The sequence below is a fragment of the Pandoraea sp. B-6 genome, from assembly GCF_000282835.1.
GTDB lineage: Bacteria > Pseudomonadota > Gammaproteobacteria > Burkholderiales > Burkholderiaceae > Pandoraea > Pandoraea cepalis.
In genome coordinates, this window is record NZ_KB290567.1 from 6,856 (window position 1) to 30,850 (window position 23,995).

Below are 23,995 nucleotides of genomic sequence, written 5' to 3' on the forward strand. Positions count from 1 at the left end.
CTTCGGTCGAGGCACGCACGTTGCCGCGCGCATCCTTGTCCACGCCGAAAGCGTCGAGCACGGTCTGCAACGGCGACACGAAGCCCATCGCGAGCAGCACCAGGTCGGCCTTGAGTTCGAATTCCGAGCCCGGCACTTCCTGCATTTTGCCGTCCTTCCATTCGAGACGCACGGCGATCAGCTTCTCGACCTTGCCGTTTTTGCCTTCGAAGCGCTTCGTTGCCACCGACCAGTCACGCTCGCAACCCTCTTCGTGGCTCGACGATGTACGCAGCTTGGTCGGCCAGTACGGCCACACCATCGGCTTGTTTTCCTGCTCGGGCGGCTGCGGCAGCAGTTCGAACTGCGTCACGCTCTTTGCGCCGTGACGGTTCGACGTGCCCACGCAGTCGGAACCGGTATCACCGCCCCCGATCACGATCACCTGCTTGCCCGTGGCCAGCAACTGGTTGGCCAGCTTGTCGCCCGCATTGACCTTGTTCTGCTGGGGCAGGAATTCCATCGCGTAATGGATGCCTTCCAGCTCGCGCCCCGGCACCGGCAGATCGCGCGGCTGTTCTGCACCGCCCGCGATCACCACGGCGTCGAATTGCGCCTGCAACTGCTCCGGCGAGATCGTCTCTTTGGAGAAGTTGTTGACGTGCGCTTCCGGCGCGTCCTTGCCGACGTAGACACCCGTGCGGAACGTCACGCCCTCGGCTTCCATCTGGCGCATGCGGCGATCGATCAGCCACTTCTCCAGCTTGAAGTCGGGAATGCCGTAGCGCAGCAGTCCGCCCACACGGTCGTTCTTTTCGAACACGGTGACGTCGTGACCGGCGCGCGCAAGTTGCTGCGCCACGGCCATGCCCGCCGGGCCCGAGCCGACGACGGCGACCGTCTTGCCGGTCTTGTGCTTCGCAGGCTGCGGTTCGACCCAGCCTTCGCTCCACGCCTTGTCGATGATCGCGTGTTCGATCGACTTGATGCCCACCGCATCGCTGTTGATGTTCAGCGTACAGGCGGCTTCACACGGCGCCGGGCAGATACGGCCCGTGAACTCGGGGAAGTTGTTCGTCGAGTGCAGCACCGAGATGGCCGACTTCCAGTCCTGGCGATACACCAGGTCGTTGAAGTCGGGAATGATGTTGTTGACCGGGCAACCGTTGGTGCAGAACGGAATGCCGCAGTCCATGCAGCGCGCGCCCTGCACCTTTGCCTGCTCGTCGGAGAGTGCGAGCACGAACTCCTTGTAATGCTTTACGCGTGCCAGCGGTGCTTCGTAAGACTCGCCCTGGCGCTCGAATTCGAGAAAACCTGTGACCTTGCCCATGTTTCTTCAGTCGGAAAGTTTTGTGGTTACCGTGCCTCACCCGCGCGCGGCACGCCATCGGGGCCCTCACCCCGTGGCGCCGCCGCGCTAGCGGCTTCAGGCCGCCAGTGCTTGTTTTTCGTTGGCCTTGGCCATATCGCCGAGGGCCCGCTTGTATTCGCTCGGGAACACCTTCACGAACTTGCGGCGCGCGCCGTCCCAGTCTTCAAGCAGCGCCTTGGCGCGCGTCGAGCCCGTGAACTGGAAGTGACGCTCGATCAGCTCGCGCAGTTGCGCCTCGTCGGTCTGGCCGCGATGCCACAATCCCTGGCTCACCGTGCGCTCCTGCTCGCCGTGCGGCAGCACCGGGTCGAGAGCGACCATCGCGGTGTTGCACTTGGCGGCGAACGTGCCGTCAGCGTCGTACACGTAGGCCACACCGCCCGACATCCCCGCCGCGAAGTTACGCCCGGTCTCGCCCAACACGACCACCGTACCGCCGGTCATGTATTCGCAACCGTGATCGCCCGAGCCTTCCACCACGGCGGTGGCGCCCGAGTTCCGCACGCAGAAGCGCTCGCCGGCCACGCCATTGAAGAAGGCTTCGCCTTCGATGGCGCCGATCATCACGGTGTTGCCCACGATGATGTTGTCTTCGGCGTTGCCCCGGAAGTCGTTGGTCGGACGCACGATGATGCGCCCGCCCGACAGGCCCTTGCCCACATAGTCGTTGCCGTCGCCTACCAGATCGAGCGTGATGCCGCGTGCGAGGAACGCCCCGAAGCTCTGGCCGGCCGTGCCCTTGAGCTGCACGTGGATCGTGTCGTCCGGCAGGCCGTCATGGCCGTAACGCCTGGCCACTTCGCCCGAAAGCATTGCGCCGACCGTACGGTTACGGTTGCGCACCGGCTGAATGAACGAGACATGCTCGCCCTTCTCGAGCGCCGGCAGCGCCTTTTCGATGAGCGCGTGATCGAGTGCGGCGGCCAGACCGTGATCTTGCGTTTCGACATGCAGACGCGGTACGTCCGCTTCCATTTCCGGCAGATGGAAGATGCGCGCGAAGTCCAGGCCCTTCGCCTTCCAGTGCTCCACGCCCGCGCGGGTGTTGAGCAGGTCAGCGCGGCCGATCAGATCGTCGAACTTCGAGATGCCCAGTTGCGCCATGATTTCGCGCACTTCTTCGGCCACGAAGAAGAAGTAATTGACCACGTGCTCCGGCTTGCCCTGGAATTTCTTGCGCAACACCGGGTCTTGCGTCGCCACGCCCACCGGGCAGGTGTTCAGGTGGCACTTGCGCATCATGATGCAGCCCTCGACGACGAGCGGCGCCGTCGCGAAGCCGAATTCGTCGGCACCCAGCAGTGCGCCGATCACCACGTCGCGACCGGTCTTCATCTGACCGTCGGCTTGCACACGGATACGACCGCGCAAGCGATTGAGCACCAGCGTCTGTTGCGTCTCGGCCAGGCCCAGCTCCCACGGCGTGCCGGCGTACTTCACCGACGACAGGGGCGAAGCGCCCGTGCCACCGTCGTGACCGGCGATCACCACGTGATCGGCCTTGGCCTTCGCGACACCGGCGGCGACCGTCCCCACACCCACCTCGGACACGAGCTTCACCGAGATCGACGACGAGGCATTCACGTTCTTCAGATCGTGGATGAGCTGCGCCAGATCTTCGATCGAGTAGATGTCGTGGTGCGGGGGCGGCGAAATCAGGCCGACGCCCGGCACCGAGTAACGCAGCTTGCCGATGTATTCGGTCACCTTGTGACCCGGCAGCTGACCGCCTTCGCCCGGCTTGGCGCCCTGCGCCATCTTGATCTGGATCTGATCGGCCGAGACCAGATAGTCGGCCGTCACGCCGAAGCGGCCCGAGGCCACCTGCTTGATCTTCGAGCGCAGCGAATCGCCATCCTGAAGTTCGATATCGGCCTCGATGACGTCGTGCCCCACGATCGATGCGAGCGATTCGCCCTTCTTGATCGGAATTCCCTTCAGCTCGTTGCGATAACGGCGCGCATCTTCGCCGCCTTCGCCCGTGTTCGACTTGCCGCCGATACGGTTCATGGCAACGGCCAGCGTGGCGTGCGCTTCGGTCGAGATCGAGCCGAGCGACATGGCACCGGTGGCGAAACGCTTCACGATGTCCTTGGCCGATTCAACCTGATCGAGCGGAATCGCGCGCTGCGGATCGACGCGGAACTCGAACAGACCGCGCAACGTCATGTGACGCTTGCTCTGGTCGTTGATGAGGTTCGCGTATTCCTTGTACGTCTGGTACGAGTTCGAACGGGTCGAGTGCTGGAGCTTGGCGATGGCGTCCGGCGTCCACATATGGTCTTCGCCACGAATGCGGAACGCGTACTCGCCACCGGCGTCGAGCATGTTTGCGAGCACCGGGTTGTCGCTGAAGGCGTCGCGATGCAGACGCACCGCTTCCTCGGCCACTTCGAAAATGCCGATACCGCCGACGTTCGACGCCGTGCCCTGGAAGTACTTCTTGACCAGTTCCTGCGACAAGCCGATGGCTTCGAAGATTTGCGCGCCGGTGTACGACATGTACGTCGAGATGCCCATCTTCGACATGACCTTGTGCAGGCCCTTGCCGACCGCCTTGACGAAGTGCTTGACCGCCTTCTCGGGCGTGAGGTCGCCACCCTGCTTGCGGGCGATCTGTGCGAGCGTCTCCATCGCGAGGTACGGGTGAACGGCTTCCGCGCCGTAGCCCGCGAGCAATGCGAAGTGGTGCACTTCGCGCGCCGAACCGGTTTCGACCACGAGGCCGGTGCTCGTGCGCAGACCTTGCGCGACCAGATGCTGGTGCACGGCCGAGGTCGCGAGCAACGCCGGGATGGCGACTTGTTCGCGATTCGTCAGGCGGTCCGACACGATGAGGATGTTGTAGCCCGACTTCACCGCGTCGATGGCTTCGGCGCACAGCGACGCGAGGCGCGCTTCAATGCCTTCCTTGCCCCACGCGACCGGATAGCAGATGTTCAGCTCGTACGAGCGGAATTTGCCCCCGGTGTACTTGTCGATGTGACGGATCTTCGCGATTTCCTTGAAGTCCAGCACCGGCTGCGACACTTCGAGACGCATCGGCGGGGTGATGTTGTTCGTGTCGAGCAGGTTCGGCTTCGGGCCGATGAACGACACCAGCGACATCACCATGTTCTCGCGGATCGGATCGATCGGCGGGTTCGTCACCTGGGCGAACAACTGGCGGAAGTAATGATAGAGCGTCTTGTTCTTGTTGCTCATGACCGCGAGCGGGCTGTCGTTGCCCATCGAGCCCACGGCTTCTTCGCCGTTGATCGCCATCGGCGTCATCAGCAGCTTCACTTCTTCCTGCGTGTAGCCGAAGGCCTGCTGCAAATCGAGCAGCGGCGTGGCCGAATCGTGATGCACACCGGCCTCTTCGACCTTCGGCTCGATCTCGTCGAGCTTGATGCGCACGGCGTCGATCCAGCTCTTGTACGGCTTCGCGTTGGCGAGGTTGTCCTTGAGTTCCTTGTCGTCGATGATGCGGCCCTGCTCCATGTCGATCAGGAACATCTTGCCCGGCTGCAGGCGCCACTTCTTGACGATCTTCGACTCGGGAATCGGCAGCACGCCCGATTCCGAGGCCAGGATGACCATGTCGTCGTCGGTAATCACGAAGCGCGCCGGACGCAGACCGTTACGGTCGAGCGTCGCGCCGATCTGACGACCGTCGGTGAAGGCGATGGCGGCGGGGCCGTCCCACGGCTCCATCATCGCGGCGTGATATTCGTAGAACGCGCGGCGGTTGTCGTCCATCAGTGTGTGCTGCTCCCAGGCTTCCGGGATCATCATCATCACGGCGTGGGCGAGCGGATAGCCGGCCATCGTGAGCATTTCGAGGCAGTTGTCGAACGATGCGGTGTCCGACTGGCCCGGGTAGATCAGCGGCCACAACTTCTGCAGATCGTCGCCGAGCACGGCCGACGAGATCGCGCCCGTGCGGGCGTTGATCCAGTTGACGTTGCCCTTGACGGTGTTGATTTCACCGTTGTGCGCGACCATTCGGTACGGGTGCGCCAGCTCCCATGCCGGGAACGTGTTCGTCGAGAAACGCTGGTGAACGAGGGCGAGTGCCGAGACGGTGCGCGGATCGGCCAGGTCGCGGTAGTAGCGGCCGACCTGGTCGCACAGCAGCAGCCCCTTGTAGACGATCGTGCGCGCCGACATCGACGGCACGAAGTATTCCTTGCCGTGCTTGAGCTTGAGCGCCTGAATGCGATGGCTTGCCGTCTTGCGGATGACGTACAGCTTACGCTCGAGGGCGTCCGTCACCATGATGTCCTGCCCACGGCCGATGAAGATCTGACGGATCACCGGCTCGGTCGCCTTCACGTTGGGCGACATCGGCATGTCGCGATCGATCGCGACGTCGCGCCAACCCAGCACGACTTGCCCCTCGGCCTTCACGGTCCGCTCGAGTTCCTGTTCGCAGGCCAGACGCGACGCGTGTTCCTTCGGCAGAAAGATCATGCCGACACCGTATTCGCCGGCCGGCGGCAGGGTCACGCCTTGCCGGGCCATCTCTTCGCGGTAGAACTGATCGGGAATCTGGAGCAGGATGCCGGCCCCGTCACCCATCAACGGGTCGGCGCCCACGGCGCCCCGGTGATCGAGGTTTTCGAGAATCTTCAGGCCCTGCTCGACGATGGCATGACTCTTCACGCCCTTGATGTGGGCCACGAAGCCGACGCCGCAGGCGTCATGTTCGTTGGCCGGGTCGTACATGCCCTGAGCGTCCGGCGCCACGTACGCCTCACCCGGCATCGCTACGGCCGCTGCAATCGGTTGCTGTTTCTTTTCCACGAGTTACACCGTCTCTTGGCGAGGTCGCCGCGCGCATGCTCGTCGCGCTCGACCGGGTTAAGTGGGGGTGGCCGGGTGGGCCAGGACTGCGGATTCGCGCGCGTCGAAGGTCGTTCTTGGGCGTCGCCACAGGGAGCCGACTCAGCGCGCACGCTTTTGCGCATCGCACCAATCGGCCGAAGTTGGAATATACGCCAAGGAATTCACAAAGACAAAACAATTTAATGGGGTCAGATTCGCATTAAAAACCACGCTGATCGAAGGCCCCTTTTTATTAGGGTCAGATTAATTCGATCCGATCTGTGCTCGTCAAAAAATTCTGTGATTTCAAATAGCTGGAGAAAGCGAGGCAGACCGGAACCGGCCTGCGGCCAGCCAGTGTCAGAGCGCGTCCGAGATCGCTTTGCGTGGACGACCGCGCGTGAGAGGACTCACGCGCCGGTTGGCGGCAAGTGACATGCGAGCCTGATAATCGGGCCCGCCGAGCAGCCATCCTTTCTGCGTTGCCGTACGCAATGCGTCAATCTCAGGTGCCGGCAGCGGGATCGAAAACCCCTCGGCGTAGGCACGTTGACGTTCGAACGGTGTATTGCCGAGCGCCCAATACAGCGCGTGGTCCGTGACCAGACTATCGACCGTGAGGCCGACGTGATGGAGGTAACTCGACCATCGGTAATTCCCGGGGGCATCTGCCAGCCCCGCGCGCACCGGGTTGAGCTCGACGTACCGGCTGGCAAGCAGCAGATAGTGTTCCGCTTCGATGACCGTGGCGCGATACCGGCCCTCCCAAAGCGTGCCGGTGCGCTGGTGACGCCGGTTGAAATACAACACGTAGTAGCGACCAACGGCCTGAAGCGTGGCCGGAAGGCTGCGCTCGTCTGCGGGCGTGGCAACCAGATGCAGGTGGTTCGGCATCATGCACCAGGCGTGAATCGCCAGTCCGTTGGCGCGCGCGGCGTCGCGCAACCGGTCGTGAAATACACGCCGGTCCTCGTCGTCGACGAAGATCGCCTGCCGGTTATTGCCGCGCAGAATCACATGCTGCGGTTGGCGTGGAATGAAAAGTCGCGGTAATCGGGCCATGCGGATTCAAATGTAATTCTTTAAAGCTCGATATCACGATCGTCGAGGGAGTTTCATCATAAAAACCCCTTTAAATACTGATATCTAGCCAAACCCCGTTGATTCGTACAAAAGCTCTAGATACGGCGATTGCGCCGTGAAATCCCAAGCGCATAATGCATCGAAAAATAAATAAATAATCTTGGGAGGATAGACAAATGACAACTCGGGCCTATCGGTCCGCGGCGTGCTTGTGCGCGCTCGGACTCTTCGTTTCCCTGGCGCCCACCCGCGCCAGTGCACAACAAGCCGGCGACAACGTCGTCAATCTCGGATGGTTTCACATCGCGCCGCAAGACTCCAGCAAGCCGATGACCACAAGTGTCACCCAGGAAGGGCTCACTCCAAGCCTGGTGCCGTCGAACTTCACGTCCCCCGGAAGCGGAGCGAAGGTCAGTAACGCCGACACGCTCGGCCTCGTCATCACCCACTTTGTCACCGACAACATTGCCGTACAGACGGTTGCCGGCATTCCCGCCAAGTTCAAGCTTACCGGACAAGGCGTGATCGCACCGCCGGGACTGGCCGGCGCGCTCACGAGTATCGACCTTGGCGCGCCACAAAACAATCCGATTGTGCAGAGCGTTCGTCAATGGAGTCCGGCGCTTGTGTTCCAGTATTACTTCGGCCAGGCCAATTCCACCTGGCGCCCGTTTCTGGGGGTCGGTGTGAGTTATACGTTCTTCACGAACGTCAATCTCAATCCGAATTTCGAAGCGGCGTTGAATCAGAATTTCGGCAGCGTGCTCGCGTTCACTTCCGGGCATAACGGGCCGACCACCGTCGAAGCGAAATCGTCGGCGTCGTGGCAACCCGTTTTCAATGCCGGCGTGTCCTATGCCTTCGACAAACACTGGGTCGCCAGCGCCTCGGTTTCTTACGTTCCCCTCAAGACCACCGCGAACATCAAGATCAAGGCGCAGGACGGAACGGTCCTCTCCTCCTCCGACGCCGAGATCAAACTGAACCCGATTGTCACCTTCGTCTCGCTCGGCTACAAGTTCTAGACTCAGCGTGCGGGACGCAGAATGCGTTCGACATATCGGACTCCGCAGTGAAATCCTAAAGGCGTGCCCTGGGCGTCAGGGCGCGCTTTTCGCCCGTCCAGCGCACTTTTCTAGGGGCATTCCATGAGTCGATGCATGGAAACAACACCTTTAGAGCGCGCACTCCAGACTCTTGCTTTCCGCTGCTATGCCCCGTCGGCATAATGGCCCTGAATTTCATTTACCGAAATTCTCGACAATAAAGAATCTTGAGCAGGAGACGAATCGATGAAGTTGAAGCATTTGACGATGGCTGCCGTGGCCACGCTCACGGTGTCCGGGGCCGCGTTTGCACAGCAAGCCGGCGATAACGTTGTCAACCTTGGCTGGTTCCACCTCTCGCCCCAGGTTTCCAGCGATCCACTGAATGTGACCGGATCGAACGTTCCGGGTCTGGCCGCGGCAGTGAATAGCCGACTGGGCAATACGGGTGCCCAAGTCGACGACGCCGACACCGCGGGCCTCACGTTTGCCCACTTCTTTACCGACAACATCGCCGTGGAAGCCGTCACCGGCTTCGCGCCGAAGTTCCGCCTCTACGGACAGGGCAACCTCGCGCTGCCAGGTGGCGGTTCGCTGGCATCGGCCAAGCAGTGGAGCCCAGCCTTGTTGCTGAAGTATTACTTCGGACAGGCAAACGATACATGGCGTCCCTTCGTCGGCCTTGGGGTCAGCTACTTCTGGTATACGAACATTGAACTGACGCCGGGCTTCCAATCGCTGGCCAGCAATGCATTGACGGGCGGCCCAGGCGGCAACACAACGGCCAAGCTCACCAATTCGTGGGCGCCAGTGTTCAACGCGGGTATCAACTACAACATGGACAAGCACTGGACGCTCGCATTCTCCGTGTCGTACATCCCGGTCAGCACCACCGCCAAGCTGACGACCACCCGCGGCCCGATCACCACGACCAGCGAAGCCAAGGTCAAGCTGAACCCGGTGGTCACGTTCCTGTCGCTGGGTTACCGCTTCTAAGTTCCGCGCCAAGCCAGCTTTCCGGCTCACGCCAGCGCTTGCATTCGGTCTGACTTGGCGCAACGAAATCGATTCAAGCCGTCTAGAAAACGCCGCCCCGTGCGGCGTTTTCGTATTTCCGGCCGCGATGTCAGCCCATTCTCACACGATCTTCAGCCAACGCGACGCAACTTTCTTCGTTTCCCGAAAGTCTCTGAAGGTGTACGCACGCGAACGGTCGCGCCATAATGGCCGTTCGCCTCAGGGTTCCACCGGCGCCGTCGTTCCCCGAGTCTGACGGACGCCGCATTTCAATACCACCTCTTGGGAGTCTGAAAATGGGAATTGCCTCGAAAGCGGAAACGGTACTCAACAGCAGCCTCGACGATGCGCGCTTTGCCGGCCGACGTACCGCACGCGCGGCACGTCTGGCGAGTCAGGACGTCTCTTCACGCGTGCGCGATCTGCTCGACGATCTGGACCACGCGCTGTCCAACGCGAAGTCGGCATCGGATATTGAGGCGCTGCGCGCCGAGATCGGCGACAAGCTTCGTGAAGCGCGCAGCGAGTTTGGCGATGCCCGCGCCAACCTGCGCCGTCGCGCCAACGAGGTCTGGGAAGAAGCCGACGGCTATGTCCACGAGCGCCCATGGCAGACCGTTGGCACGGTAGCGGCTGTTGCGCTCGTGCTCGGATTCATTGCGGGACGCAGCTAACTCACTCGCCGGCGGTGCCGTTGTGCACCGGCAGACATCGAACGTGATGCGTCGGGATACCGGCCCTCATCGTCACACGCGAGGTGGCAATAGCGAAACAGCCGGCGAAAGCCGGCTGTTTCGCATCGTCTCCCGAGGCACGCGTCAGAGCGTCGGCTCGATGGTAAAGAGACGGCTGTATTCCTTGATTGCGTAGCGATCCGTCATTCCGGCAATGTAGTGCGCGATCCAGCGTGGCTGATCCGCTGCGTGCTCGGTGCGGTAGTTGGGTGGCAGCAAGCGGGGATCGGCAAGAAACGCGTTGAACAACTCCTGAACGATGCGCTGCGCTTTCGCTGCCATGCGCATCACCAGATAGTGCCGGTAGAGATTCTCGAACAGAAACCGCTTGAGTCGCCCGGCCTGCTCGCGCATCTCGCCGCTAAAGGCCACCAACGGTCCCGCGCCACGCACATCGTCAATGGAGAACGGCGAAGCGTCGGCCACGCGTTGACGCGTGGTCGTGATCAGGTCGACGATCAGCGCATTGATAATCCGTCGCGTCGTTTCGTGCACCAGCCGCCGGCCGGAAATTTCCGGCCATGCAAGCCTCGCCTCGGCGCAATAGCGTTTCCAGAGCGGCACGTCGTCGAGTTGATCGAGCGACAACAGGCCGGAGCGCACACCATCGTCGATGTCGTGATTGTTGTAAGCGATCTCGTCCGCAAGATTGGCGATCTGCGCTTCCATCCCAGGCTGCCGCCCCTTCAGAAATCGCTCGCCAAGCTCACCCAGCCCTCTCGCATTCGCGCGCGAACAGTGCTTGAGAATGCCCTCGCGCGTCTCGAAACAGAGGTTCAACCCGTCGAAGCCGCCGTAATGCTCTTCGAGTTCGTCGACAACGACAAGGCTCTGCAGATTGTGCTCAAACCCGCCGTAATCTTGCATGCAGGCGTTGAGTGCGTCCTGCCCGGCGTGACCGAAGGGCGTGTGACCGAGGTCGTGCGCCAGTGCGATCGCCTCGACGAGATCCTCGCTGACGCGCAGATTTCGCGCGATCGACCGGCCGATCTGCGCCACTTCCAGACTGTGTGTCAGGCGCGTGCGAAACAGGTCGCCCTCGTGATTCACGAACACTTGCGTCTTGTATTCGAGCCGGCGGAACGCCGTCGAATGAATGATGCGGTCGCGGTCGCGCTGAAATTCGGTCCGCGTCGTAGGCGCAGGTTCCGCAAACCGCCGTCCGCGTGACGCGCTCGAGCGCGCCGCGTAGGAGGCAAGCGACGCTTCGTAATCGATCATCGCCAGCCCTCCTTTACTAGATGTTGGCGCGCAACGTCGCGCGAAGCTCGGCCTCGGGAACGCCCGTCATGAACGCCTGCCCCAGCCGGTTGAGTAGTACGAAGCGGATGTCCCCGCCTTCCGCCTTCTTGTCGACGCGCATCAGATCGATGTAGCGATCCTCACCCAGATCCGGCCCCGTGACCGGCAGCTTGGCCGCCACGATCAGCGCCTTGATTCGCGGGACAAACGCCGCGTCGATAAAGCCCAGACGCGCCGACAGATCGGACGCCATGACCATGCCGCACCCGACCGCCTCGCCATGCAGCCATTCGCCATACCCGAGGCCCGCTTCAATGGCATGGCCGAACGTATGACCGAAGTTCAGCGTGGCACGCAGGCCCTGTTCGCGTTCGTCGCTGGCGACGACCTGCGCCTTGATCTCGCACGAGCGCTGCACGGCGTAGGTCAGTGCCGCCGTATCGCGGGCATTCAACGCTTCGATATTCGCCTCGATCCAGTCAAAGTACTGTTCATCGGCGATCGCGCCATGCTTGATCACTTCCGCCAGACCGGCGGCCAGCTCACGATCCGGCAACGTGGACAACGTGCCGATGTCGGCCAGCACGGCGCTCGGCTGCCAGAACGCTCCGATCATATTCTTGCCGAGTGGGTGGTTGATCCCCGTCTTGCCACCGACCGACGAATCCACTTGTGCAAGCAGTGTCGTTGGCACCTGCACGAACGGGACACCGCGCATGTAGCAGGCGGCGGCAAACCCGGTCATGTCGCCGACGACGCCGCCGCCCAGCGCGATCAATGTCGCCTTGCGGTCCGCCTGAGCGCCAAGCAGTTCGTCGAAAATCAGGTTGAGCGTTTGCCAGTTCTTGTGCGCCTCGCCGTCGGGCAGCACAGCGGTGACCACACGCTTTCCGAGCCGTTGCAGCGTTGCCGCGACGCGCTCGGCGTAAAGCGGGGCGACGGTCGTGTTCGTCACGATCACGGCGTGCGTGCCGCGCACGTGCGGCGCGAACAAGGCCTCCTGCGTGAGCAGATCGGTGCCGATGTGGATCGGATAGGCGCGCTCGCCCAGATCGAGTTTGAGGGTCTTCATGCCGCTTGTTGTCATGGTCAGCGATATCGGCGATATCAGCGAGGAAAGGTGTCGGGCGCAGGCGATACGGACGTTGTCTGCGATGCATCATCGCGCTCGGCCTGCGCCAGCTTCGCGTCGCCCCCGGCCGCCCGAGCGGCTTCACCGTCACCGTGCGCACCGTCCGGCTCGTCGCCATGCACGCCGTCATGCCGATCGTCAGGCGAATCGGATGGCAGGCCGGCGCTGCTGGGAACGATTCCCACGACCTCCAGTTGCATCAACACCATGTTGACGAGCGCATTCACGCTCGGCCGACCCGTTTCGATGACGAAGGTCGCGCACTCGCGATATAGCGCGTCGCGCTCTTTGAACAACTGCTCGAGACGCGCGCGTGGATCGGCCGTTTGCAGCAACGGGCGGTTCTTGTCACGACGTGTGCGCAGCCAGAGGTCATGCGGATTGGCGCGCAAATAGACCACCGTGCCGCGCGACTTGATGTGTTCGCGATTTTCCGCGCGCAGCACCGCGCCCCCGCCGGTGGCGAGTACGATTCCGCTGCGTTGGGTGAGTTCGTCGATGGTCTGGGCTTCGCGCTGACGGAAGCCGTCCTCGCCTTCGTGCTCGAAGATGATCGGAATGCGCACACCCGTGCGCGCTTCAATCTCATGATCGGAGTCATAGAACTGCCGCCCAAGACGTCGCGCCACTGCGCGCCCAACCGTGGTCTTGCCCGCCCCCATCAGTCCGACAAGTATTACGTTTTCCAGCATAAATCGCTGATATTTGGGTTCCAGCCCCCGATGATACCGGGATATGCGTCGGGCGTGCGGAACGCGTCAACTCGGAGCGCACTCCGGTGAGCCGGGGATGACCGGAAGGCAGGTCGTTTTTCGAGGGCTTGGGCGAGGCGCCCGAGGAGGCCGCATTATCCTCGGCCTCGCCGCCCTTCCGACCCTCGGGCACCACACTGGGCGTCAGAAACACCAGCAGCTCCGTACGGCGGTCTTCGTTGGCGCGGTTGCGAAACAGCGCGCCCAGCAACGGCACATCGCTCAACCACGGCACGCCGGCTCGACTGTCGCGCCGTTCTTCCTGGTAGATCCCGCCGATGGCCACCGTCCCTCCGTCCTCGACCTGCACCTGCGTCTTGACATGTCGGGTATCCACGGCGAATCCCTGTGCCACCGCCTGCCCGACACTGTCCTTGCGCACGTCGACATCCAGAATCACCTGACCGTCCGGGGTAATGAGCGGCGTCACTTCGAGCCTCAACGTGGCCTTTCGGAATTGAATCGACGTTGCATTGCGGCGGCCACTTTGCGTCTGGTAAGGCAGCTCCGTGCCCTGTTCAATGAGTGCCTGAACCTTGTCCGCCGTGACCACGCGAGGCCGGGAGACGACACGACCTCGCCCGCTTGTCTCCAATGCCGAGAGTTCCAGTTGCAGCAAGCGCGTGGCGGAGCGGCCAAAAAGCGTGATCGCCAAGCTCGGCGGCACCACGCCGGCCAGCGCCGCCGCGGGCAAGCCAATGTCGAGCGCACTGCCCGATGGCGTTCCCCCTCCGCTATTCGTGCCCCCGACACCCCGCGCCCCCTCCGCGGCCGGCCGCTCGCCGCGCTTCTGCTGGCCTTCGCCGCGACCGTGGTGTCCCGTGAGCCGGACACCGAGCGACTCGCTGAAGCGGTCGTCGGCCTCGACAATGCGGGCCTCAATCAGCACTTGACGGACCGGAACGTCGATTCGTGCGATGAATTTAGCCAGCGCATCGAGCTTTTCCGGCAAATCGGTCACGAACAATTGGTTCGTGCGCGGATCGGCAATCAGGCTGCCTCGCACGGACAACAATCGTTGCCCCTTGCGGTCCTTTTCGCCCATGATGATCTCCCGCAGCGCCAATGCACGCGGATAGTTCAGCGTGAAGCGACGGCTGGCCAGCGGCAGCAACGCCTCGCGCTTCGCGGCCGCTTCGAGTTGCGTCTGCTCGTCAGCCAGCAGGTCGGCACGCGGGGCAATCCAGTCGACGCCGTTCAACGATTGAACGCCGAGACCGGCACTCCGGACCATGACGTCAAACGCCACAGCCGCCGAGACGCGCTGCACTTCCATGTCGAGACGCCCGACGACGCGCTCGCCAATCACCACGCTGCGCCCGGTCAGACGGGCGAACGCCCGTAACGCATCGGCGGCCTCCACGCCATGGAGCGTCACGTCGACGCTCAACGCGTCGGAGTCTTCCGCCGCCGGCCCCTGTCGCGGTGGACCTTCGCTCCAGGTCGCCGCCAATTCGGCAGCCGACGTCCGGTGAAGCACGACCCGCCGCGATCCCGCACGCATCGATCCGACAGGCGTGCCGTCGTCGACCGACGACTGCGGGCCGGACGCCGCCATCGTCACGGCGTCCTGAGCTGAGCGGCGCGTCAGTGGCGTACGAAACACGTCGATCGTGTCCGCCGGCATCTGCCAAGGCGGGGCTGGCGGCGGTAACGCCGGCAAGGAACGCCCGGCAGGCATGCCGGGAAGGTCTGCGGGACGTCGCCAGGCGTAGGCGGCCACCATGGCCGTGACCCCCGCCTCGGCCTCCGCCACTACCGTCGCACCGGAAGTTCCCAACGCCGGCCCCTGAAGCGACAGGCGCTCGATCGATAGATGCCGAGGCATCCGGTCGACCTCGGCGAGCCAATCGAGCAGATTCGCGACGCGCCCCCCGACACGCATTTCGGCACGCTCGATTTCGAGGTCCCCGCTCGACGCGGCGGGCCCCGGCCGCGCTGCCTCCAGCGTCAGGCCCGAACGTGCAGCAAGGCGCTCGAGATCGGCACGCCACGCCGAGCGCGTGTCGTCAGCGAGGTCCGGTAGCGAGGATGCCGCCGAGTGCCGTGCCGACGCGCCCGCGCCTTCGCTCGCCTCGGCTGCCGCTTCCCCCACCCTCTGTGCAGCGAGCGGAAGCCGGCGATGCCAAGCCATCGTCTCGGCCTCGGCATCACGCAGCGTTGCCATCAATGCGGGTAAGCGACGCGCGGCGTCGTTCGCCCGATCCCACCTCTGCTGCTCGGCGCCAAGATCCTTCTGCAAGGTTGCCCTTACGGGCAGGCCGACCAGCCACCAGACCGACCACGCCATCAGCAGCCCCAACAGCCAGGCAAGGATGGCCAGTCCCCAGCGCACCAGCGGCGCCCACTCGGCCGGCGAGACTGACGTCCACGCCGTCCATCGCGCACGCCAGCGGTCTGCTGCATCACGAAAAATGTCGCGGACATCATCCGGCGGAGGGCGTTCACCGTACATCGGGCACCTCCTCACTCGGCAGCCCATCGACCTCCGCGGTGACCGAAAGCGCAACGGGCCTCGGTGCACGCTTGAGTTCGATACGCAATGTGAAGCGGCGAAGGGTCGGCACAGAGGCCTGAGTCGCTCCGCCGGCCCACTGACGCCTGACGGCCTCCGGGACCACGCTCGATTCGACTTCCGCGACTTTGCGCACCCATGGCAGCGTCCGCAATCGCTTCTGCGTTTCGCGCACGCGTGATTGCGTCGTTGCATAGCCCTCGACGCGCGCTTGATCCTCGCCGATTTTTACGGATGTCAATCGCACGCCGTCGGCGCACGCGCGCATGATGTCGAGCAATCGGTTTGCGACGGGCTGCCGACGCTCGATCAACGCCGCGGCCGCCCGGCGATGGGCATCCATGGCCGCCAACTCACGCCCGGCCGTCTCGAACGCAGCGATCTGCCCGCCGAGTTTCTCGCTCGCCGCACGTAGCGCCGTCACTTGCGCCTGCGTTTGCTGGCGCAGGGAGATGTCGCGAGCCATCGGCGCGAGCGATGCGAGCCCACCACACGCGGCCACGCACCCCCATATTCGCCATTGCCGCGCAAACTCGCGCTGCCGGCGCTGGGCGAGCGTGGGGAGGAAATCGAGTGGAGGAAATTGCACCTTCATTCGCACGTCACGCCCCTCATCGACATGGCACGCAACGCCAGTCCGCATGGCACGGCAAGCGCAGTCCGCTGCGCGAAAGTCTGGCGTCGTGGCCCGGACGGACGCGACGATTCGAATCGTCTCAGCGGATCGAATGGCCGCACAGGGATACCGCAGGCCGCGCCGAGCGCGTCGCAGATCGCCACGAGTTCCCCAGGACTCGCGCCTTGCGTCGCGATATGCATGACGCCTACGGCGACGGGCAGCTTGCCCGACAACTCGCGCACCACGCTTGCCAACGCGTCTGGATGGCCGCCGATACCGTCGAAACGTTCTCTGACGTCGGCCACGCAGGTGTGTCCATCGAAGACCGATAGATCGAGGTGATGCGCGTCGATTTGCAGCAACCCCATCGGTGCCCGCGGCGACGCCTGCGCGATGGCTTCGCCACCGACCGGCCATGCCCATCGGAAGGCCCGTCGCCCGGCCTCGTGCGCCGCATCGGTCGCATGCACCCGAAGTCCCGACATTTCGAGCACCGCGACGCGGCTATCGACCAGTTCCGCCTCACAGGCGTACAAACGCAGCCGATAGTTGCCCGGGTCGGCCCACGTCACGCCCACGCGATGGCGCAAGGCGGGATCGCCGTCACCGGGCAGCAGCAAGGCGGCACGGCGCTCGCACCACGCTCGCAACGCACGCGGCGGCAAATCCTCCGGACACTCGATGACCTGCGTTTTCAGTCCGTGGGCGGGCAGTGCCAGTACGAGGGTGTCGTCGCGCAGATCCTGCGCATGGGTGCCGAGTCGCTCCAACAGCTCCTCCAGCCGACGCGCGGCGGCCTCCGGTTTGACGATCGATGCGCCGCGCAATATGTCGTCCTCGAGCACGGCAGTCCCGCAGGCGTCCAGACGCAACTGCGCGGGTCCGGCCACCCGGGTCAGGCGAACGAAATGCATGCCGCCAGCGTCGAAATGAATACCGCAACCGCCGCCCCCGGCACGCGGCAACGCCGCCGCCAGTTGGCTGCCCATGTGGCGCACACCGCGCAGAACTGCTTCGATCATGACATCCTCCCGTCTCTCACCCAGTCGATGTCATCGATGCTATCCAGCGCGACGCAGCAGCCCAATCGGACCAGTCCGAATCCTCACGGCCGCCGGGCCAACGCGACGCGGTTTAGGAATCCGCGCCGGTCCTTTCTCGTCCGACTCCTATACCCCATAGGCCAGAACTCCGATTTCGGGGGGCTGCGGCGAGAGGCGTCGAGTCGTTCGTTATAATCGGTTCACTGATTTTTCCGGTTCCCCCATGGCAAGCACACCCCAAACCGAGACACCCCGCGACAAGCGCCCACCCACGCCGCGCCGCTCTCTCTGGCTGCGCATTACGCTGTGGTTCGCTGGCCTGTTCGCCGCGATGGTCGTGTGTGGCGCGCTGCTCGCGGGGTACATCCTGGTGGTGATGACGCCGCAATTGCCGTCGCTCGACACGATCGTGGACTACCGGCCGAAGATTCCGCTGCGCATCTACACCGCCGACGACATCCAGATCGGCGAGTTCGGTGAAGAGCGCCGTAATCTGGTGCGCTTCTCCGATATTCCCGACGTGATGAAGAAGGCCGTCCTCGCCATCGAGGACGACCGCTTCTATCAGCACGGCGGGGTCGACTTCATCGGCATCTTCCGCGCGGGCATCGCCAACTTCGCGCGTGGTGGATCCGCGCAAGGCGCCAGCACGATCACGATGCAAGTCGCGCGCAACTTCTTCCTCTCAAGCGAGAAGACCTACACGCGCAAGATCTATGAAGCGCTTCTCGCCTACAAGATCGAGTCGCGCCTCACGAAGGATCAGATTCTCGAGCTGTATATGAATCAGATCTATCTCGGCGAACGCGCCTATGGGTTCGCCAGCGCTGCGCGGGTTTATTTCGGCAAGGATCTGAAGGACATCACGCTCGCCGAGGCCGCCATGCTCGCCGGCCTGCCCAAGGCCCCTTCGGCCTATAACCCGATCGTCAATTACAAGCGCGCCCGCATCCGCCAGGAGTACATCCTCAAGCGAATGTACGACCTTGGGTACGTCTCGAAGTCCGAATACGACCAGGCCATCGCGCAGGAACTGGTGGTACGCGGGCTGGGCAGCGAGTTCAGCGTTCATGCCGGGTACGTGGCCGAAATGGTTCGCCAACTGCTCTACGCGCAGTTCAAGGACGAGATCTACACGCGCGGCTTGAACGTCTACACAACGATCAATTCGGCCGATCAGGAAGCTGCCTACGAAGCGCTGCGCGCCGGCGTCATGGCCTACGAGTTACGTCATGGCTATCGCGGGCCCGAAGCCAATATCGACCTTCCAAACGACCAGGACGAGCGCGAACAACTGATCGACGACACGCTGGTCGAGCATCCGGACAGCGGCGATATGGTCGCCGCCGTCGTGCTCTCGTCATCGCCGCAGCAGGTCAAAGCCGTGCTCCTGAACGGTGACGACGTGACCGTGACCGGCGAGGGCCTGCGCTTTGCGGCGGCGGGATTGAGCGCGAAGGCCCAGCCGAAGCAGAGGATTCGCCCGGGCTCGGTGATCCGTGTGACCCAGGATGCGAAGCACAACTGGCGGATTGTGCAGATGCCGGACATCGAAGCGGCATTCGTGTCGCTCGACCCGCAGAACGGCGCGATTCGCTCGCTCGTCGGCGGCTTCGACTTCAGCCGAAACAAGTTCAACCACGTCACGCAGGCCTGGCGTCAGCCGGGCTCCAGCTTCAAGCCGTTCATTTACTCGGCGGCGCTCGAAAAGGGCTTCGCACCGGCAACGATCATCAACGACGCACCGTTGTACTTCTCGGCGGCGCAGACAGGCGGGCAGCCGTGGGAGCCGAAGAACTACGGCGGCGGCTTCGATGGGCCGATGCCGATGCGCGTCGCGCTGATGCGCTCGCGCAACCTCGTGTCGATTCGTATCCTGCAGAGCATTACCCCGGGCTACGCACAAAAATTCATTGGACGCTTCGGCTTCGAGGCGGACAAGCACCCTGCCTATCTGCCGATGGCGCTGGGCGCGGGGATGGTCACACCACTGCAAATGGCGAGCGCCTACGCCGTGTTTGCCAATGGCGGCTTCCGCGTAAATCCGTTCATTGTGGCGCGCATCACCGATTCGAAGGGCAATGTGATCATGGAGGAAAAGCCGTCCACTGCGGGCGACGAATCGATCCGGGCCATTTCGGCGCGCAACGCGTTCATTATGGATTCGATGTTGCACGACGTTGCTACGCGCGGCACGGCCGCCAAGACCAATGTGCTCAAACGCAGTGATCTGGCAGGCAAGACGGGAACGACAAACGACTCGCACGACGCCTGGTTTGCCGGCTTTCAGTCGCAGTTGGTTGGCGTTGCCTGGATCGGCTTCGACCAGCCACGCAATCTGGGGGACCGCGAAACCGGGGGCGGTCTGGCGCTGCCGATCTGGATCGACTACATGGCCAAAGCCTTGCGTGGCGTGCCGGAATCGACGCGTGCGGTACCACCGGGGATCATTCAGGCGAATGGCGATTACTACTTTGACGACTATCCGCCGGGACGCGCGGTGAGTACCGTCGGCCTGAGCGCCGATACCGTGCCGGACGGCTCGGCGGGTTTGGGGCCGTCGGCGGGACCGCTGCCCGGTCATATGCCCGCCCAGCCGAGTCCCGCGCCGGTGGACCGTCAGGAGCGTCAGCGTATCCTGGACATGTTCAACAACAAGCCCTGAAGGGTGAATGGGCGGCGGCGCGGCAATCTCCCGGACCGCCCAGTCCGCACGGCGGCGTCGATTTCGGTGCGCCCGCCGCGCTGCAGTTTCGCTGTCATTCGGCCTGCAACGTTACCGTTTCGCCCGCCTGTTGTGACGCGAAGCGCGACAGGGCCTCAAACAGTTCGGTACCGTCGCGCGTATCGCGCCATTCGTCGCCCTTGAGACGGTAGTGGTAGCCGCCCGAACGCGCGGCCACCCAGATTTCGCTCATCGGCGTTTGCAGGTTGACGATGATCTTGCTGCCGTCTTCGAATTCGAGCGTCAGGACGTTGCCCGTTCGTTCGCAATCGATATCCACGTCGCTGTCCTCGACAGTCGCCTCGACCTGCGCCAACACAGCTTCGGCCAGCGCCAGGAATTCACTTTCCGTCATGCTAAACTCCACGGTTTGCGTCATCGTTTGCATGCCGCACCACGCGGCGATACCCCCATGACTGCACCTATTCGAACCTGCGCGATTGTAGCGTCGATTGCCCTGTTGAGCGTATTGGCCGGTTGCGGTCAGGCCGGGCCACTGTACATTCCCGCCCGCCCGGTGAAACCGACGCCGCCGCCAGGGGCCCCGCTGCCCCCGCCACCGCTCGTGCCCGAACCACAGCGAGGCCCGTCGGTGGACGTGCCGCCGGCCGCGTCGCTTCCGGCGGCGAAGCCGGAATAAGCCACGACCATCCGGAACAAGCCGAATTCAGCCGGCCGGAAGCCATCCGCCTGCGCGGCGTGCCCTAGTTGATTACCGAGTTTTCGCGATGTCCGACGCCATCTTTTCCTACCGCAACGACGTACTCCATGCAGAGGGCGTTGCACTGCCGGCCCTCGCCGAGCGTTTCGGCACGCCGCTGTATGTCTATTCGAAGGCGGCCCTGACAAGCGCCTATCAGGCTTATGCCAAGGCCTGCGAAGGCCGCAACGCCGCCGTGCACTACGCGGCCAAGGCGAACTCGAACCTCGCCGTGCTGGGCGTGTTCGCCAAGCTCGGTGCGGGTTTCGACATCGTGTCCGCCGGTGAACTCGCTCGCGTGATCGCGGCGGGCGGCGATCCGAAGCGCGCCGTGTTCTCGGGCGTCGGCAAGCACGCCGACGAAATGCGCTACGCATTGGAAAAGAACGTTTTCTGCTTCAACGTCGAATCGCGTCCCGAACTGGACAGACTCAATGATGTGGCCGGGCAAGCGGGCAAGCGCGCTCGCGTTTCGCTGCGCGTGAACCCGAACGTCGACGCCAAGACGCATCCGTACATTTCCACCGGCCTGCGCGGCAACAAGTTCGGCGTAGCCTACGAAGAAGCCTTCGACGCCTATCGCGCTGCCGCCGCCATGCCGAACCTCGAAGTCGTCGGCATCGACTGCCATATCGGCTCGCAGATCACGGAAATCTCGCCGTATCTCGACGCCACCGACAAGGTGCTCGATCTGGTCGAAAAGCTCGAAGCGGCAGGCATCTCGCTGCACCACATCGACGTGGGCGGCGGCCTGGGCATCACTTATACGGACGAAACGCCCCCCGATATCACCGCGTTCGCCACCACGCTGCTCGATCACATCGCCCAGCGCGGCCACGGGCACCGTCAAGTGCTGTTCGAGCCTGGTCGCTCGCTCGTCGGCAATGCCGGCGTCCTGCTCACGCGCGTGGAGTTCCTCAAGCATGGTGAGACGAAGAACTTCGCCATCGTCGATGCGGCGATGAACGATCTGGCGCGTCCTGCGATGTATGAGGCCTATCACGGCATCGATCCGGTCGAGCGACGTGCCGTCGACGCGGTGATTTACGACGTCGTGGGCCCCGTGTGCGAAAGCGGCGACTGGCTGGGTCGAGACCGCGCCTTGGCGATTGCGCCCGGCGATCTACTCGCCATTCGCTCGGCAGGCGCCTACGGCTTCACGATGAGTTCCAACTACAATACGCGCCCGCGCGCCGCCGAAGTCATGGTCGACGGCAACGAAGCCTACCTCGTTCGCGAACGTGAAACGGTCGAGTCGCTCTTCGCGGGCGAACGACTGCTGCCCGACCACGCCTGAGTCCGCCGTCTGCGAAGCGCCCACCACACACGGGCGCCGAGCAGGCTCGCGACCACGGTCGCGTAGACCGCCGGCTGGGCCAGATCGTTCTTGCCCGCTTTCATCCACCAGTAGTGCAGGATCGCCAGCACGGCAATCGCATAGATCAAGCGATGCAACCGCTGCCAGCGCCGCCCGCCCATGCGCCGAACCACCGCGTGCGGCGACGTCAGCGCCAACGCCACCATCAGCACGAATGCCGCGAACCCCACGGTGATGAAGGGTCGCTTGCCCGACACGTCGCGCAGGATGCTCGACCAATCGAACCACTGATCCAGCCAGACATACGTGGCGAAATGCAGCGCGCCGTAGAAGCACGCGAACAGTCCAAGCATGCGACGTAACCTCAGCAGCCAAACCATGCCCGACAAGCGTCGCATCGGCGTGATCGCGAGCGTGGCGCAAAGCATGACCAGCGTCCAGGTGCCGGTCGAACGAGTGATGAACTCGACCGGATTGGCGCCCAACCGATCCGTCATGCCATACGCAATCAGTCGCAGCCCCGGCGACAGCGCGAACAGGAACACGACCGCTTTCACCCAGGGCAGCCATAGTTGCCGGTCTTGCACCGAATGATTAGCCGCGCGCGCATCGGCACCGGCTGACGGCAAACCGCTACCGGGGGTGGGCGCCGCCGCCTCGACGGTGGCGCCAGAACCCTCGCCCGGATGACGTGGCGTGATGGACATATCGGCAAATCGACGCGGCGCGTCCGTTCAAAAGAATTTTCGCAGATCCATGCCCTGGTACAGGCTGGCCACCTGATCGCCGTAACCATTGAACATCAGCGTCTTGCGCTTGGGCGTGAAAATACCGCCGTCGCCAATGCGACGCTCGGTCGCCTGACTCCAGCGCGGATGATTGACGTTGGGATTCACGTTCGAGTAGAAGCCATACTCGTCCGGCGCCGCGCGATTCCAACTCGTCAGTGGCATTTTCTCGACGAAACGAATCGCGACGATCGATTTGGCGCTCTTGAACCCGTACTTCCATGGCACCACCATGCGCACCGGCGCGCCATTCTGGTTTGGCAGCACCTCACCGTACAATCCGAAAGTCAGCAGTGACAGCGGATGCATCGCTTCGTCCATCCGCAGTCCCTCCACATACGGCCAACTCAACACCGGATACGACAGCCCCGGCATCTGCTTCGGATCGGCAAGCGTCACAAATTCCACATACCTCGCGTTGCCCGTCGGCTGCACTCGGCGGATGAGTTCGGACAGCGAGTAGCCGACCCAGGGGATCACCATCGACCACCCCTCAACGCAGCGGTGGCGATAGACACGCTCCTCGAGCGGCGCGAGCTTGAGCAGCGCATCGATGTCGAAGACCTTCGGCTGCCGGACCTCGCCCTCGATCGCGACCTGCCACGGGTGCGGCTTGAGCGTGCTGGCGCGGCGCGACGGATCGGACTTGTCGGTGCCGAACTCGTAGAAGTTGTTGTAGGTGGTGACGTCGTTGATATCGGTCGTCTTGTCGGTGATGACGTAACGCGCGTTGCGCGCAGCCGTCAGTTTCGCCAGTCCGACGCCAGGACTGTCAACCGCGAAGGCCGACTGCTGCGGCAGCACGCCGAGGGCAGCGCCGCCCAACCCCGTCAACCCGGCACCCGACGCGCGCAGAAAGCGCCGGCGCGCGGTCACCACCTCGCGAGGCGTAATGTCGCTCGCGGGAATATCCGCCCCGCGCAGCCGCGACTGATCTTGACTCATGATGCCCCCTTCTGCCTGGCCTTTCCGGCACCGTTGCCGATTCCGCAAATTTGCGGACTCACCTGTCCATGTCAACGTTGAGACTGGCACCGAGACAGCGTCGTTCCCTCCCTCCCGGTGCGAAAAATCATACGACATGACAAAAAAAGCCGCCGGCACCCGCGTGCGGCGGC

The 23,995-nt window shown here is 63.4% G+C and carries 16 protein-coding genes and 2 pseudogenes; 6 read left to right on the forward strand and 12 right to left on the reverse strand.

What is annotated here, in order from left to right; genetic code table 11:
• From A985_RS26785 to A985_RS0123165, 3 genes and pseudogenes are all read right to left on the reverse strand, one after another.
• Window positions 1-1,312 (reverse strand): annotated as a pseudogene (locus tag A985_RS26785) (glutamate synthase subunit beta); the annotation flags it as partial.
• 96 nt (window positions 1,313-1,408) lie between these two features.
• A complete protein-coding gene (locus A985_RS0123160; protein WP_017235760.1) occupies window positions 1,409-6,103 on the reverse strand; it encodes a glutamate synthase-related protein in 4,695 nt (1,564 codons plus the stop codon).
• Window positions 6,104-6,523: 420 nt separating this feature from the next.
• Window positions 6,524-7,225 (reverse strand): transposase, encoded by a 702-nt coding sequence (locus A985_RS0123165; protein ID WP_017235761.1) that lies wholly within the window; start codon window positions 7,223-7,225, stop codon window positions 6,524-6,526.
• A 197-nt stretch (window positions 7,226-7,422) separates the two neighbouring features.
• Here A985_RS0123165 and A985_RS0123170 point away from each other — a divergent pair, with 197 nt between their 5' ends.
• From A985_RS0123170 to A985_RS26790, 3 genes are all read left to right on the forward strand, one after another.
• Entirely contained in the window at window positions 7,423-8,271 is an 849-nt protein-coding gene (locus A985_RS0123170; RefSeq protein WP_017235762.1) for an OmpW family protein, read from the forward strand.
• 267 nt (window positions 8,272-8,538) lie between these two features.
• Window positions 8,539-9,288, forward strand: a complete 750-nt coding sequence (locus A985_RS0123175) for an OmpW family protein (RefSeq protein WP_017235763.1) — start codon at window positions 8,539-8,541, stop codon at window positions 9,286-9,288.
• A 317-nt stretch (window positions 9,289-9,605) separates the two neighbouring features.
• Complete coding sequence (locus A985_RS26790) at window positions 9,606-9,983, forward strand: YqjD family protein (protein ID WP_017235764.1); 378 nt, start codon at window positions 9,606-9,608, stop codon at window positions 9,981-9,983.
• A 144-nt stretch (window positions 9,984-10,127) separates the two neighbouring features.
• Here the strand turns inward: A985_RS26790 and A985_RS0123185 are convergent, their stop codons facing one another.
• From A985_RS0123185 to pilM, 6 genes and pseudogenes are all read right to left on the reverse strand, one after another.
• Window positions 10,128-11,264, reverse strand: coding sequence for a deoxyguanosinetriphosphate triphosphohydrolase (locus tag A985_RS0123185; protein WP_017235765.1), 1,137 nt, complete (start codon window positions 11,262-11,264; stop codon window positions 10,128-10,130).
• 16 nt (window positions 11,265-11,280) lie between these two features.
• Window positions 11,281-12,357 carry a 3-dehydroquinate synthase gene (gene aroB, locus A985_RS0123190; protein WP_017235766.1) on the reverse strand — a complete coding sequence of 359 codons (1,077 nt, stop codon included), beginning with the start codon at window positions 12,355-12,357 and terminating at the stop codon, window positions 11,281-11,283.
• A gap of 233 nt (window positions 12,358-12,590) precedes the next feature.
• Window positions 12,591-13,109 (reverse strand): annotated as a pseudogene (locus tag A985_RS26795) (shikimate kinase); the annotation flags it as partial.
• On the reverse strand, window positions 13,015-15,624 hold the full coding sequence (gene pilQ, locus A985_RS27270; protein WP_017235768.1) for a type IV pilus secretin PilQ: 2,610 nt from the start codon (window positions 15,622-15,624) through the stop codon (window positions 13,015-13,017). The pseudogene A985_RS26795 and the gene pilQ, both read right to left, overlap by 95 nt.
• On the reverse strand, window positions 15,614-16,273 hold the full coding sequence (locus A985_RS28390; protein ID WP_157211563.1) for a PilN domain-containing protein: 660 nt from the start codon (window positions 16,271-16,273) through the stop codon (window positions 15,614-15,616). Before A985_RS28390 ends, pilQ begins: the two co-directional genes overlap by 11 nt.
• Window positions 16,274-16,275: 2 nt before the next feature.
• Complete coding sequence (gene pilM / locus A985_RS0123210) at window positions 16,276-17,325, reverse strand: pilus assembly protein PilM (RefSeq protein WP_017235770.1); 1,050 nt, start codon at window positions 17,323-17,325, stop codon at window positions 16,276-16,278.
• 244 nt (window positions 17,326-17,569) lie between these two features.
• Between pilM and A985_RS0123215 the strand changes: the two genes are divergently transcribed.
• Window positions 17,570-20,011: a penicillin-binding protein 1A gene (locus A985_RS0123215; protein ID WP_017235771.1), complete on the forward strand. Its 2,442-nt coding sequence runs from the start codon at window positions 17,570-17,572 to the stop codon at window positions 20,009-20,011.
• Window positions 20,012-20,105: 94 nt separating this feature from the next.
• On the opposite strand, the gene cyaY is transcribed toward A985_RS0123215, so the two are convergent.
• Window positions 20,106-20,426, reverse strand: coding sequence for an iron donor protein CyaY (gene cyaY / locus A985_RS0123220; RefSeq protein ID WP_017235772.1), 321 nt, complete (start codon window positions 20,424-20,426; stop codon window positions 20,106-20,108).
• Between the two features lie 57 nt (window positions 20,427-20,483).
• On the opposite strand from cyaY, the gene A985_RS29910 reads away from it, so the two are divergent.
• Both A985_RS29910 and lysA read left to right on the forward strand, forming a co-directional pair.
• Window positions 20,484-20,711: a lipoprotein gene (locus A985_RS29910; protein ID WP_085982717.1), complete on the forward strand. Its 228-nt coding sequence runs from the start codon at window positions 20,484-20,486 to the stop codon at window positions 20,709-20,711.
• Between the two features lie 88 nt (window positions 20,712-20,799).
• Window positions 20,800-22,068, forward strand: a complete 1,269-nt coding sequence (gene lysA / locus A985_RS0123225) for a diaminopimelate decarboxylase (protein ID WP_017235773.1) — start codon at window positions 20,800-20,802, stop codon at window positions 22,066-22,068.
• Here the strand turns inward: lysA and msrQ are convergent.
• Both msrQ and msrP read right to left on the reverse strand, forming a co-directional pair.
• Window positions 21,996-22,796, reverse strand: coding sequence for a protein-methionine-sulfoxide reductase heme-binding subunit MsrQ (gene msrQ, locus A985_RS26805; RefSeq protein WP_017235774.1), 801 nt, complete (start codon window positions 22,794-22,796; stop codon window positions 21,996-21,998). The two genes, lysA and msrQ, sit on opposite strands and share 73 nt — an antisense overlap.
• Window positions 22,797-22,823: 27 nt before the next feature.
• Complete coding sequence (gene msrP / locus A985_RS0123235) at window positions 22,824-23,822, reverse strand: protein-methionine-sulfoxide reductase catalytic subunit MsrP (protein ID WP_017235775.1); 999 nt, start codon at window positions 23,820-23,822, stop codon at window positions 22,824-22,826.
• Window positions 23,823-23,995 lie beyond the last annotated feature (173 nt).

What these genes read in the sequence shown, in the direction of transcription:
- pilQ (WP_017235768.1), bottom strand. Translation starts at nt 15,624, where the DNA reads ATGTACGGTGAACGCCCTCCGCCGGATGATGTCCGCGACATTTTTCGT.
- cyaY (WP_017235772.1), bottom strand. Translation starts at nt 20,426, where the DNA reads ATGACGGAAAGTGAATTCCTGGCGCTGGCCGAAGCTGTGTTGGCGCAG.
- msrP (WP_017235775.1), bottom strand. Translation starts at nt 23,822, where the DNA reads ATGAGTCAAGATCAGTCGCGGCTGCGCGGGGCGGATATTCCCGCGAGC.
- A985_RS0123185 (WP_017235765.1), bottom strand. Translation starts at nt 11,264, where the DNA reads ATGATCGATTACGAAGCGTCGCTTGCCTCCTACGCGGCGCGCTCGAGC.
- aroB (WP_017235766.1), bottom strand. Translation starts at nt 12,357, where the DNA reads ATGAAGACCCTCAAACTCGATCTGGGCGAGCGCGCCTATCCGATCCAC.
- A985_RS0123170 (WP_017235762.1), top strand. Translation starts at nt 7,423, where the DNA reads ATGACAACTCGGGCCTATCGGTCCGCGGCGTGCTTGTGCGCGCTCGGA.
- A985_RS26790 (WP_017235764.1), top strand. Translation starts at nt 9,606, where the DNA reads ATGGGAATTGCCTCGAAAGCGGAAACGGTACTCAACAGCAGCCTCGAC.
- A985_RS0123165 (WP_017235761.1), bottom strand. Translation starts at nt 7,225, where the DNA reads ATGGCCCGATTACCGCGACTTTTCATTCCACGCCAACCGCAGCATGTG.
- A985_RS0123215 (WP_017235771.1), top strand. Translation starts at nt 17,570, where the DNA reads ATGGCAAGCACACCCCAAACCGAGACACCCCGCGACAAGCGCCCACCC.
- msrQ (WP_017235774.1), bottom strand. Translation starts at nt 22,796, where the DNA reads ATGTCCATCACGCCACGTCATCCGGGCGAGGGTTCTGGCGCCACCGTC.
- lysA (WP_017235773.1), top strand. Translation starts at nt 20,800, where the DNA reads ATGTCCGACGCCATCTTTTCCTACCGCAACGACGTACTCCATGCAGAG.
- A985_RS0123175 (WP_017235763.1), top strand. Translation starts at nt 8,539, where the DNA reads ATGAAGTTGAAGCATTTGACGATGGCTGCCGTGGCCACGCTCACGGTG.
- A985_RS0123160 (WP_017235760.1), bottom strand. Translation starts at nt 6,103, where the DNA reads ATGCCGGGTGAGGCGTACGTGGCGCCGGACGCTCAGGGCATGTACGAC.
- pilM (WP_017235770.1), bottom strand. Translation starts at nt 17,325, where the DNA reads ATGATCGAAGCAGTTCTGCGCGGTGTGCGCCACATGGGCAGCCAACTG.
- A985_RS29910 (WP_085982717.1), top strand. Translation starts at nt 20,484, where the DNA reads ATGACTGCACCTATTCGAACCTGCGCGATTGTAGCGTCGATTGCCCTG.